The sequence below is a fragment of the Halorubrum ezzemoulense genome, assembly GCF_004126515.1.
GTDB lineage: Archaea > Halobacteriota > Halobacteria > Halobacteriales > Haloferacaceae > Halorubrum > Halorubrum ezzemoulense.
Genome location: NZ_CP034941.1, coordinates 501,656 through 513,754 on the forward strand (window position 1 = coordinate 501,656; position 12,099 = coordinate 513,754).

At 55.7% G+C, this 12,099-nt stretch carries 6 protein-coding genes; 1 reads left to right on the forward strand and 5 read right to left on the reverse strand.

What is annotated here, in order from left to right; translation table 11 throughout:
- Window positions 1-270: 270 nt before the first annotated feature.
- Genes EO776_RS18020 through pglX form a run of 5 tightly spaced genes read right to left on the reverse strand, consistent with a single transcriptional unit; the run spans window position 271 to window position 11,651 of the window.
- The gene (locus tag EO776_RS18020; protein ID WP_129452635.1) at window positions 271-3,189 is read right to left on the reverse strand and encodes a helicase-related protein; all 2,919 of its coding nucleotides are present in this window, start codon (window positions 3,187-3,189) and stop codon (window positions 271-273) included.
- Between the two features lie 55 nt (window positions 3,190-3,244).
- A complete protein-coding gene (locus EO776_RS18025) occupies window positions 3,245-4,522 on the reverse strand; it encodes a hypothetical protein (RefSeq protein ID WP_129452636.1) in 1,278 nt (425 codons plus the stop codon).
- Between the two features lie 19 nt (window positions 4,523-4,541).
- Window positions 4,542-6,734, reverse strand: coding sequence for a BREX-5 system phosphatase PglZ (pglZ, locus tag EO776_RS18030; protein ID WP_129452637.1), 2,193 nt, complete (start codon window positions 6,732-6,734; stop codon window positions 4,542-4,544).
- A 2-nt stretch (window positions 6,735-6,736) separates the two neighbouring features.
- Window positions 6,737-7,267 (reverse strand): hypothetical protein, encoded by a 531-nt coding sequence (locus EO776_RS18035; protein WP_129452638.1) that lies wholly within the window; start codon window positions 7,265-7,267, stop codon window positions 6,737-6,739.
- Window positions 7,268-7,325: 58 nt separating this feature from the next.
- Window positions 7,326-11,651, reverse strand: coding sequence for a BREX-5 system adenine-specific DNA-methyltransferase PglX (gene pglX / locus EO776_RS18040; RefSeq protein ID WP_129452640.1), 4,326 nt, complete (start codon window positions 11,649-11,651; stop codon window positions 7,326-7,328).
- 150 nt (window positions 11,652-11,801) lie between these two features.
- Here pglX and EO776_RS18045 point away from each other — a divergent pair, with 150 nt between their 5' ends.
- Window positions 11,802-12,053 carry a hypothetical protein gene (locus EO776_RS18045; protein ID WP_129452642.1) on the forward strand — a complete coding sequence of 84 codons (252 nt, stop codon included), beginning with the start codon at window positions 11,802-11,804 and terminating at the stop codon, window positions 12,051-12,053.
- The last annotated feature ends 46 nt before the right edge of the window (window positions 12,054-12,099 follow it).

Sequence of the window (12,099 nt, forward strand, 5' to 3'; positions counted from 1 at the left end):
GTACGTCGAAACTGGTCAACATACTCGTTTGCTGTCGTCACCTGCGACAAGAGTCTGTACAATATCGCTAAGAGACCATTCTAACCATACGACGGGCCGGTTCACGCTCAACACTTGGGGTGGCTGTTCATTCTCTCCGTCTTATGTATCAACTTGATCTTTTAATCTCTAGTGTGCTACATAAGGAATTGGTTCCGAGATCCGTGTACACAAACGCGAAAACGGCCCTTCGAGTGTGTCGTGATACGTCAGCTCTGAATAGGTTGAAATTCAAAGAGGCAGCGTGAGACAGTAGTTCTCGACCTCGGGCGCAAGGGAGATGATCTGCTCTCGACGCCGGAGTTCTTCGCGACGCGTCTCGATTCTGTCCTCAAGTTGTTCGAGACGCTCTTGTTGGCCACGGATCGCGATGTCCATATCCGAGCCGGCGTCGGCTTTACGCTCGTACTCTTCGATGAAGGACTCGATTCGTTCTCGTTCCGCCTGTGCGTACTCCTCAAGGTTCTCCAGCTCTCGAGCGGTCTCCTTGTGGCGCTTTTCCTGAAGCTGGTTCTTGATCTCGGTGACCCGCACGCTCACATACCGGTCGGCAGCCGTCCCTAAGTCGGATTGAGCATCGAGAACCGTCCGAAGGTCGTCGACGTCGGGTTTTGCTGCTACCGAGTTGCCCTCGATGACACGCTCACCGAGCGCCTGTTGAGCGTCCTCTTGCGCAGCATCCACGAAGACGGGGATGGTCTCCTCGCGAATCACATCGCCAGTGCCGTCCTCAAATGCCACGCGATAGTTGTAGGTGATCCCCGGTGTGTCGACGAACGGCAGCAGTTTGAGTCCGACCTCACCGCGCTCGTCCTCCAACACGCGTGCCATGAGGCGTTGCAGGACGTCCGTGTCCGGAGCGAGGTAGGTTATGTCCTCGTGATCCATCGCGAAGTCGCGGTCGAACGTGAACGGGCCGAAGGTCGTATTTTGGCCGGGTGAATTGATTCCGTCCGGCAACTCGGCTTGATACAGGTTGGTACCGCGTTTCTCGAATTCGCCTCCGAAGGCTTCGACTGCTCGCTCGAAGAACGCGCGGATGTCACCCTCGCTCCCGTAGACGTCGGCTGACTCGTCGACGACCTCCTGAATCTGCCGGCGACTCTCCGCGTCGAACGTGCTCGTATCGACGAGGCTCCGCTCGTACCACTCCTCGAGCGTTCGCTGACGCTCTTCGATCATCTCCTCAAGTTCCTCTTTGGTCGCACTCGGTGGTTCGTCGTTCTCGATGGACTCCATGATGAGCGAGTCCACGTCGATGTCGTCGAGGATGCCGAGTACGTCCGCTGTGTTTCCGAGCTGAGAGCGGATCTCCTCGACCTTGGTTTGAAGCATCTCGAAGATCTCGCTCTCGCGGGTGTCGTCGAAGAGGAAGTTCCAGACCTTGACCTCCTCCTCCTGTCCGTAGCGATGGATGCGGCCGATCCGCTGTTCGAGCCGGTTCGGATTCCACGGGAGTTCGTAGTTGGCCATGATGTGGCAGCTGTGCTGAAGGTCGATCCCCTCACTCGCCGCATCGGTCGCAAACAGGAGTCGCGACTGGCCGTGGTTAAACTCGTCTTCGATCCGCGCCCGTTCGTCCTTGTCCACATCGCCGTGAATCTTGAGAATTTCGTCGGCCCACGGCTCGTCTTCGACGTAATCGAGGAGATAGTCGAGTGTATCTCGATACTCCGTGAACAACAGAAGTTTCTCGTCTGGTTGTTCCTCGAGGAGCTGCGAGATGAATCGCCTGACCTTCTGGGCCTTGGAGTCGACCGGTAAATCCTCCGCCAGCGAGACGAGATCGCGGAGTGTGTCGATCTCTTCTTGGAGCTGTTCGTCGGTGCTGGTGACGGTCAGACCGCCGATCTCGTCTTCCGCGTTTTGCTTGTCGTCCTCATCTAGATCCTCGCCATCGAGGTAGGCTCGCGCTTCCTCGGAAAGGCCATCTGTTGCCGCCTCCTCCCCGAGGAGGTCATCCAGTCGTCGACGGAGTGTCGCGTGAATCGCGCCCACGCTGCTCACCAGCCGTTTCTGCATGAGCGCCATCGCGAACCCGACAGCGGGTTTGTTCAGCTTCTCCGAGCGGTTGTAGACGTTTTTAACGTAGTCGGTGACCGCGCGGTAGAACTGACGCTCGTCGTGCGTCATCGAGACCGAGACCGAGTTGACCTCCCGGTCCGGGAAGACGCGTTCACCATCCTCGTCGTAGATGTCGGTCTTCCCGCGACGGATCATGACGCGATCGACGGTCTCCTGTGAGAGGTCCCGGTTCTCGGCCACGAGGAACGGGTCGATGTACTCGACCAGTGAGCGGAACGCCTCACCCTTCCCATCGTGGGGCGTCGCGCTGAGCAGCAGCAGCGAGTCGGAGTTCCCCGTAACGGTATCAACCATGTTCGCTGTCTTGCTCGGTGATTCCCCTCGCTTTGCAGCCTTGTGTGCCTCGTCGATCACGACGACGTCCCAGAACGCATCCCGGAGTGCGGGTCGGAACTCGTCCTGTCGTAGGAACGCCATGCTGGTGACGAGCTGTTGCTGGTCTTGGTTCCAGATGTTGGCTTCCTCGCCGAGCCGTCGACGTTCACCGTCGACCCACGCCCGGTCTGCGACGGTGAGATCGACGTCGAAGAAGCGATCCATATCTCGGATCCACTTCTTCTGGAGGTGCGCGGGAACGACGAACAGGACGCGGTCGGCGCGATTCCGGGCGGCGAGTTCCTTCAGGATGAGTCCGGCCTCGATCGTTTTCCCGAGCCCGACATCATCGCCGATGAGCGCCCGCTGGCGAAGCTTCTGCATCACCCAGTTGACGGCGTCAAGCTGGTAGGGCTCCAGTCGAACGAGCGAGTTCGAGATGCTCAGGAGCTGTCCCTGCTCGTGGGCGAGCTTGAGTTTCGTTGCTTGCGTGTGGAGGTCGAACCACTGCGCCGAGACCGCATCGTGATCAGGATGAAGATCACCGATTCGCTGATTGGACAGTTCCTCGAGTCCGGATCGATGCGGTTGAATCTCGACATCGTCGAGACAGACCGTCTTGGCACCCTCGCCGTCGATGTATGCTCTGAGATACTCGATCTCCCCGACTGTTTGGGTTTTGATTACTTCAGCCGGCGCGCCGTTGAGGATCACCCGTTGGCCCGGAGAAAACTGGGTAGAGTTCGTCATCGAGTGATGTCTGTGTCAAGACCACACGCCGTCTTCAAGATTGCCAGTGCGCGCATTATCGGGCCTCGGTTCCGGCGAACGACCGTAGGGTACGTTCGATCTCCGACTCAACGTACTCGATTTCTACACCGTAGGCATCTACGATGTCGGCGTAATACTGTGGTATCTGTCCAGCCAGTGCCTGACTCTCAAACTCCTCGGTGTACGTCTCCAGAATGGAACCCGCGGCGGCTTCGTTGACCAACGTCCGTTCTTCGTTCTCGAGGAATTGCGTGAGGACTGGCTTCATTACCGAATCAGGAACGTCGAAGGCACGCTCGGCCGGCAGTATCGACTCGAACAATCCTCCACCGAGATACGGTACGTCGCTGAACATCTCGGGGAGTTCGGCGTCGCGCTGCTGTTTTGGAGTTGAAAGGGCATCGTAGAACAACGGCTGGAGGTATTGAGAGTAGAAGCTGCCCCGGAAGCGATTGAGCCCCTGAGTATGCTCGCTCCACTGTGCGTGGAGTGCGACACTGTCGAGGATCCCGCGATCTGCCAGCAGTTTCACAAAGGCGAGTCGATCAACGAGTAGTGTCACGAAGGCCAGTTTTTCAGACTGTGAGGCATCTGGTGGCTGCTCGATTGCGTCCACAAGCGCAGCATCCAGCTGCTGGTACTCACCGCCACCGGTAGTCACCTCCAGGTAGAGGTCGTAAAACTCAGTCAGTCCCCCAATAGCTCGCCGGACACCGTAGTGATTGAACGTCTGGTAGAAGTCTCCCAGCACTCCTTCAACGGTACTGTTGTCCTGTAACTCATCGGTGTAACTGACTAAACCTTGCTTGCGGGCAATCCGTCGTACCGCTGGTGCGATATTTTGCTCTTCAACAACGGTGACGAGGTCTGCCCGCCCGCGTTCATCCGTTTCGACAGCGTACATTCCCCACCGGAATCCGTCAGTCGAGAGTCCGTACTCGTAGCGACGTGAGTCGAGGTACCCCTCGATGTCACCCTTCGCGGTTTCGAAGTTGTTGACCGATTTGTTCTCTCCGATTACCGTCTCAGAGAGATTGTCAATTCGGAAATCCGGCTGTTCATCGCTATCGCCGACGGGATAGTACGGCCGTGGTGTGTACTCGTAGCCGAGCGTCTCCAGAATCGGCCAGATGAGAGCATCTTCGACACACCGCTCGGGTGTTTGGCCAAGATTCTTGCTCTGAAGTGTGCCGGCTGCCTCGACGATCTCACTGAGCCGCGGATCGTCCATCTGGTCATCGAGCGTGGTCAGAAAGTCGACGATCTGGCTCCGGATTGCGGTGGTCGCTTCTTCGATTTCTTGTGATGACATAGATGCGAAGTTCGAGAGATTAACCCTGCGTGATGCTGATGAAGTCGAGCACGAACTCCTGAGGGAGCAATCCGCCGTGATAGAACCGCGCGTCGCCGAGCCCCTGCTTTCTGAACCGCTTGAGTGGACTCGCAAGGATACTGACGTTGGCGTCGAGGTACCCCAGTCGTGAGCTGGAGTCGAGTAGCACGCCGGGTGAATCCCCGTCCACATCCTCTCCGGCAATCCATCGGCGCCCGGAGTCGGACGCTTCCGTCGGCCGCGAAATCCTCTCCGGCGATGCGTTGTCCGGGAGCAGTACGAACCCATGGTCGGTCAGGACGTAGGCCTGATCCCACTCGCCCTGTTCGAGCTTTGCGCCGATGAACTCCGCGAGCGAGTCGACGCGTCGGGCCAGCATCGCCTCGAGGTCGCTGAGTTCCTTCTCGCCGATGTCGTCGATGTCGTTCTTGAAGTAGGCGACACGCGTCGATTGCCAGCCGTCGTCCTCCTCGCGAGTGACCGTCCAGCCGTCGCCGCCCAACAGCGACTCGCGGCGATTGGTCGTCACGCGACGATTGTTTCGCAGCGGCTGTAACTCACCATCGACCAGCGAGACGTCGAACATCTGAATCTCTCCCGGCGTGAGTGCGGCCTTCCCGAACTCGGTCTCCGAGGGAAGCGTTCCGAGCCAGACGTCTTCGTCGATAGCGAACTCGGGGGCATCGGACGGAAGCGTCGCCACGTAGTCACGCAATTCATCAGCGAGGCGACGGGCAAGGTCGAGCCGAAGGGCGTCGATGACGAACAGCGCAATCGTCTGACCGCTTTCGAGGCCGTCGGACTCCTTTGTGAAGAACTGGTAGGAGTGATCCTCGTCGACGAAGGGGGCGCCGGCTTTGACGGTCTCCGTGACGAGGTCGCCGAGGTCTTCGAGGTACTCGACGTATTCCGACTGGAGCTGGGTACGGAGGTCGTCGAGCCCGGCGGTCGCGGGGTGTTCGTCGGGAAGGTCGGTCTCGGGCTCGCCGGCGACGACGAGATTGAGCACCGCGTTGTCGATCTGCCACGTGCCGTCGTCCGGGTCGGCGTACAGCGAGACGACGTCGTCGGTGGCGCTCTCGTCCCACGTTTCGAGCTGGTGCGCGAGGCGAGCGATCTCCGCAGCCTGTTCCCACGTCCGCGTCCACGGGCTGTCCGGGCCGTAGGCTCCGCGGTAGGTGCCGCGGAAATCCTCGCTCCCGAGGAGAGCGTCGTACCGCGCCTCGGCGCGCTCAAGACACGTCTCGTAGTCGCCGGCGTCGAAGGACGCCTGCCACTCCTCCCAGAGGCGGCGTTCGAGCGCGGCGTCGACAATACAGTCCGCGAGTTCCCACGGATCGTCGACGTCCGCGACGATGTCGGGCCAGATCGCCTCGCCGAGGTAGCGGTCGGCGAGGAGACTGGCCGAGGTGGTGTTGTTCAACAACGACTTGAGTTCGGGGAGGTCGTGATCGCCGGCCGTCTTGGCGCGGAACTCCCTCGGGAAGCGTTCGGCGTCGACGCCGGCGTGGATCAGCCACTCGGCGACAGCCCACCGACGCGTCGCCGCGACGATCCCAGCAGGTTCGTCCTCGCTGTCAGCCGCGTCGACGCCTTCACTGGTCAGCAAGTCCTGCATCTGCTCGATGGTGTCGGGGCTGTCGTCGATGTCGCCCCAACCGTTCTCCAGCACGAACGCGACCGGATCGGTGTAGCCGCCGGTGACAATCTGCGTGCGAAGTTGTTCGAGCGTCGGGAGCTGGCCGCCGGTGAGCTGGTCGTGGAGAATCCGGGCGATCTCGCGGCGCTTTGCGGGGTCGTCCGCCTGCGTCGCGGTTTTCAGTTCCCACGCGTCGAGTTGCCCGCGCTCGAACGTGTGGACGGTGAGGTCTTCGATGCTCATCTCCACCTCGCCGCCCGTGTGCTCGACGTCGCGGAACCAGTCGAAGTCGCCCTCGGCGTTTTCAGACTCCTTGACGTGTGGGACGTACCAGACCTGTTCGCCGTCGACAGGATTAGCACGGAGTTCCAGCGGCGTCTCCTCGGCGACCTTTAGGTGAAGATCGAGTTCGTCACAGGCCTGCTCGATGATGTCCTCGAGATAGTTCCCGTCGTCCCACCAGAGAACGATCGGGTCGGACGACTCAGCTCGGTCGAACTCGCTTCGGATAGTGTCTTTCGCGGCGTCGGAGAGGGTCTGTTTTGCTTGCATGTTTATTCTAACTGCCGTTGTTCGACTTGTTCCAGAAGTTCTTCTCGGGTCTCATTCCCGATTCGAGCAACGCCCACTCGCTGATAGGTGACTATTTTGCAACCCTTCTGGCGAAGTGGGTCAAAATCTATGGCGTCGAGGGAACTTCGCGCAGCACCAAGACACCATACAGAGCCGGACTCTGCTCGATCCGCGATCTGTTCCCAATAACCCAGTATGAGGGAATCGAATTTCAACGAAGATAGCAGAATTACTACGACATCTGAATCGGCGGCTCTCTCCAAGATCGTGCTTAGAACTTCTTCATCTTCACTCGCCGCTTGGTCTCGATGAAGATACTCGTCAACATTCTCTTCACCTCTGACAAGTCCAAATCGCTCCGATAGGATGTGTAACTGAACGTCTCCATATTCGTGGAGTTGATCGGTTAGGCTGGAAACGGTGAGGAATCCACCCTGATAGAACTCTTTAAATGGTATATCTGTCTCCTCCCGCGTAGTTCCCGCATCTTCGGCGAAAATGCTGATTTTCATAATAGTGGCCTCTTTGTGTTGGGGTCTATTTGATTACCATTAGATATACTGTCCCTGATCAAATCACTCTGTCTTCGACGATTTCTGGGACAACATTCTTGTCAGCGAGCGGCGTGATATTGATTGCGACGCCGTGTTTGTGGTTGGGCTGATAGCCAGCGGTCGTGATTTCGGACAGAGCACGATTCTTCCAGTCCGAAGGTATCTGTTTATCGACTGACTGGCACCGATCGTCGATTTCCTCAGCGAGCGCCTTGAACTCCGCTAGCGGTGGTAACTCATCGACATCGTCGACATCTTCCTCCTCTGCAATCTGTTGGAGATACTCTTTGTCGAGGACGGATGCGTCGTCAATGCCCGTCGCGAGCGAGGCGAGCATTTCCTCGTCCTCGGTAAGATTATCGAAGGGGTCACCATCGTCGTCGAGGAGGTCAATCCCCTCACGCTCAAAGTAGTAGGTCATGAAGAGGATGCCTGTGCTGGAGTAGTGATCCGAGCCCTTGAGTCGCCAGTTAAAGTAGTCGAAGAGGTCGGCGAGATGGGCTTCAACGGGCTCGTCGCTTGGCTTTGCGTACTCCTCGCAGGCGCGTTCGAGTTCCTCAAGAGCGTCTACCCACTCTTCGCGCCATTCGTCGACAGCGTTCCAGAAATTATCGGAGAAGGTGTTTTGGAACCACTCCTCGCCGTTCATTTCGCGGAGTTGTTCGAGCGTCTCGATTCGATCCGCGGTCTCCTCGCGGAACACAGCGACTTTGGTAGCCAGCTCGCTGACACGTTCTCGGTCGTCTGCATCGAACTTGCGCTCATTGGTGGAGCCAAGTTCCTGCATCACTTCTTCAAATTCGGCGACCTGTTCGAGGGCGTTCGAACAGAACTCGAATTCGTCAGTCGCCTCCGCGCGTTCGCTCGTAGAGAGTGACTCGCTGTTTCGACGCTGGTTCGCCGCCGACCGACGTTCGCGGAGTTCGGCCTTCCGCGGTTCGAGGTACTGGTTGCTCAGACGGTCGAACAAGCTGGCGTCGAGTTGATGATAGTCGACAAAGCACGCGAAACCTTCGCCTTTCGCGTCGGCGAGGAGCCGCTCGGTGCTGAGTTTCCAAAAGATGGGCGTGTTCTCCATCGTGTCAACATGGTAGGCGAAGAGGTCATCCTCAACGAACGCTCGGAGATTAGGATACGCCTCGTCGGCGGCCGATTCTGCTCCGAGGATGTTGTCGACCTCAACGAGCCGATCCTCAGCGTATTCGCCGTACGCGTTATGGAATTGTTCAACGATACGGTCGAGTATATCGGTCTGTTCATCTGTTCCTTCCAGTGGAATAATGCCGTCACTCTCGTTTTGGATAGCCTCCATTACGAAGTGGTGGATAAGAGCCCTAACCCGCTCCTCTACATCTACAGTCTCATCAGAGAGCGAATCAGGGTCAGAGAGATCCCTATTTCGGGGGTCTTGAACAGTCCGAAGGGCAATCTCATCATTAATACCCTCTTGTATTGAATCCGACACATTTAGAATATTATACAGTCTCTGGTCGATCTCGTCAGCAAGTTTTTCAAGTTCGATTTTCCGTTCAGCCTTCCTATTGTCGGCTTTCGTCGCGAGCGTGGTGATTGATTGATTACCAGAGAGATGGCTTTCTTCCAGATCGACCCGTGTTGAGACTTCATCAGTATGCGGATGGTCATAAAAGAACTCAGACCTTTTTTCTGAGGGAAGAATAGCCGGCCCAACGTAGAACGGACTTGTAGGGTCAACTAGTCGACTTTTAATTTTGACTCTGAACTGTTCCTTTGCAATCTCTGCTAGCCGTTCTTCACTATCCAATTTCTCGAACCATGGCATCCCACCCACTTCTCCTGCATTCCACTCTCTCTCGATTGTGAGCGATAGGAAAAGCGCATTGTACAGGGTAGAGTTGAATGCCGCCAACATCGTCCATAAAGAGTCCTCCTCGTTTGGAACAAAGAGGTATCCTGTGTCACTAAACAAGCCATTTTCCGGATAATATCCGAATCTCCTTCCAGTTTCTTTAATACGCGTCCATGTCAGTCCGCTTCTCCCATACAGGTCTTCGTTCGGGGTTCTGACCGTAGGACTATATCGCTTGATGGTTTTCCCATTATCCCCCCACTGTACTTGTTCAGGAACGTGCGGAACGAGCCAAGCATCTGCCCCTCCACTAGCTATTGGCTTGAATAGCTCATTATCGGAGATCTCCCAACATAGTCGAACGAAACGATCATTGTTAGCAGTCGCAACACCTTGTCGAGCGAGTCCGATTGAATCTCCTTCAACGCCTGCTTGTTCAGCATCTAATTTCAGATCGGAGCTATGTAGTTCACGTACTTGTTGCGGAGTGGAGTAGCACAGAGTTGTTCCGGGAACCTGCGAGAATTCGGTAAGGTCAATAGAAAATAATCTGTTGACGCCACTCTCACGATCCGAGAGAATCTTGGTGAACTCGCGTTCTTTTTCTCGGGTTCCTATATCATGTAGTCTAATGAAATCACCTGTTGGCTTTTGTTGAACACCCGAACGCACAACAGTTCCTGCAGTTCGGACGGTAGCGTTGTCGAGGACACCAATTCCGTACTCGGCTATGAAATCGAAACTGCTCTGCTCACCGATAAAGTCCACTCTGAAATCTTCAAATCGATTCTTGAACATAAATGTGCGAGGGACGAGCATTCCTACTCGTCCATTCTGCTTCGAGATTCGATCACCAACCTCGAAGAAGTTTATGTAGAATTCGGGTGTGTAATTATAATGAGACTCAACATATCGTTGTACGGAGTCTGGCATTCGGTTTCGAGAGCCATACGGGGGATTCATTAGGACAACATCGTAGTCCTGTGCAAGAATTTCCAGTAAGTGAACGAAACTTCGCAGATCCTGAGCTAAGAATGAGTCACCATTCCGATGTTCATCAACTGCTTCCCGAAGAGTACCAAGAATCTGTCTTAGTGTATGGTCTTCGTTTGGATCATCTTCAAGAGTGATTTGCACTGTCTCTTTGTCGACCTCGTCTTCGAAAACATCATTAAGTGTTCCACGTACGTCGAGCAGACTACCAAGACCGTGAACCTCCTCAAAAGCATCTAAAATCTGACGAAGTGCGTTCTCCACATCCGATTTCCCGCTCGCTACTTCGTCAAATACCTCTTCAGCTCCTTCTATATCAGCTACATTTGCATCAGCACAGACGATTCCAAGGTTGGGCATGTCAAACTGACTTGCACCTTCGGCTTCGGAACGTGTCCGGGCCTTTAGATAGAGGTTAAATGCAGCGAGCTGGCAGGCGCGCATATCAAGGTCTATACCATATATGTTGTGTCGAAGAATTTTACGAGGTATTTTATCGTGATCAATGTCTGTCTGATCTCGCCAGATTCGTTCTAACACGTCAAATGCGTACAGTAGAAAGTGGCCACTCCCACAAGCAGGATCGATAACTCGAATGTCTTCGGGGCCTTCGAATGCGGGCGGTTGTCCTTTCTCTTCAGAAGGAACAAGATAAGTACAGAATTCGGCAATAGAGGGTGACTCATTAGGCGAGAGAGGACGATTCTTGCGTTCATCAGGTGAAAGCGATTCCTGTGCTGTGACTACCTCCTGTAATTCACCAGTTTCCTCAAGATATAATTTACCGAGAGAATTGTCAGTGAGCATTCGGACGACCCAATGTGGAGTATAAAATTGGTTGGCCGTCGGAACCTCCTGTGGTTCAAATTCTTCTGTCCGAGCTTTATTTCGGAGATTGTCAAGAAGTTTGACGTTATAATACTCATAGACCCAGCCCAATACGTCGTCACCACGCCAGACCTCGCCGGGCACCTGATCGAGCATCCCACAGAGGTCTTCGAACGTGTCATCGTCGGGATCGATCAGACTGTATGCAGTCGAGCGGTCGAAGAGAATCTCGATCTCCTCAGCGAGGTCGTCACACGCGTTCCGATAGGCTTCGAGGACGGCTTCCTCCTCCAGCATGAACTCCTCGGTGACCAGCCGGTCGGCAGCAGGGGTGAGGCCGTCGTCACGGAAGGCCGTAACCTCGTCGTCGATAAAGTCCCGAACCTCCATACAGCGAAGCGCGGCCAGCCGATTGACGATCGTGTAGCCGACGCCCGTGATGTACTGCTCATAGCCATCGTCCCAATCGTTCCCGTCGACGGCTTCGAGTTCGATAGCCTCGATGAGATCTTCCTGTGCCTCGCTTAGGGACGCGTCGTCGTCCGGCTTCTCGTCGAGATCGTACTCGTCCTCGAGCTGGTAGCGAACATTTGCCTCGACGCGGTCGCGCATCTCGGTGACGACGTCCTCGAGATGCTCGCGCTCTTCTTTGTCGAGCTGGGCCTTGCGGGGTTGGGTAGATTGTCCGTCCATACGAAACTCAGTGATGTTTCAAGCAGAACCATTGAGGTGTCTTGAAGATTGTCCATATACTCTCGGACGGCGGCCGGGTCGGGATTTGCAAATGGGTCAGCGGGGAAGTTCCCCCACGAAGCATTTATCTCTAAATGTGTAAGCTGGTGTATGGTTGATGAGTTTGCCGGCCCTCGGAAGATTCGATACTTCCTGTATCTACTGTTGTATGTGGTCTTCGGAGCCGTGATTTCGACGATACTCGCCGACTTCTACGGAATCCCATTTATCGAACCAATCATGTGGTGGTTCGTAGAGAATCCGATGGTGCTGTTTGAGCTTGCAGGATTCTTCTCAATCATCGCGCTGGTCGTTATTGTGGGAATGAAGGCGCTTGAGCTGGCCGACAACAGCGGATTCTAACCGATATGTCCCGCCGGTGCAGTCTGTTGCATATTTACGAAGGAAA

Excerpts from the sequence above, each read along its gene's own strand:
- EO776_RS18045 (WP_129452642.1), top strand. The coding sequence starts at position 11,802 with ATGGTTGATGAGTTTGCCGGCCCTCGGAAGATTCGATACTTCCTGTAT.
- pglZ (WP_129452637.1), bottom strand. The coding sequence starts at position 6,734 with ATGCAAGCAAAACAGACCCTCTCCGACGCCGCGAAAGACACTATCCGA.
- EO776_RS18025 (WP_129452636.1), bottom strand. The coding sequence starts at position 4,522 with ATGTCATCACAAGAAATCGAAGAAGCGACCACCGCAATCCGGAGCCAG.
- pglX (WP_129452640.1), bottom strand. The coding sequence starts at position 11,651 with ATGGACGGACAATCTACCCAACCCCGCAAGGCCCAGCTCGACAAAGAA.
- EO776_RS18035 (WP_129452638.1), bottom strand. The coding sequence starts at position 7,267 with ATGAAAATCAGCATTTTCGCCGAAGATGCGGGAACTACGCGGGAGGAG.
- EO776_RS18020 (WP_129452635.1), bottom strand. The coding sequence starts at position 3,189 with ATGACGAACTCTACCCAGTTTTCTCCGGGCCAACGGGTGATCCTCAAC.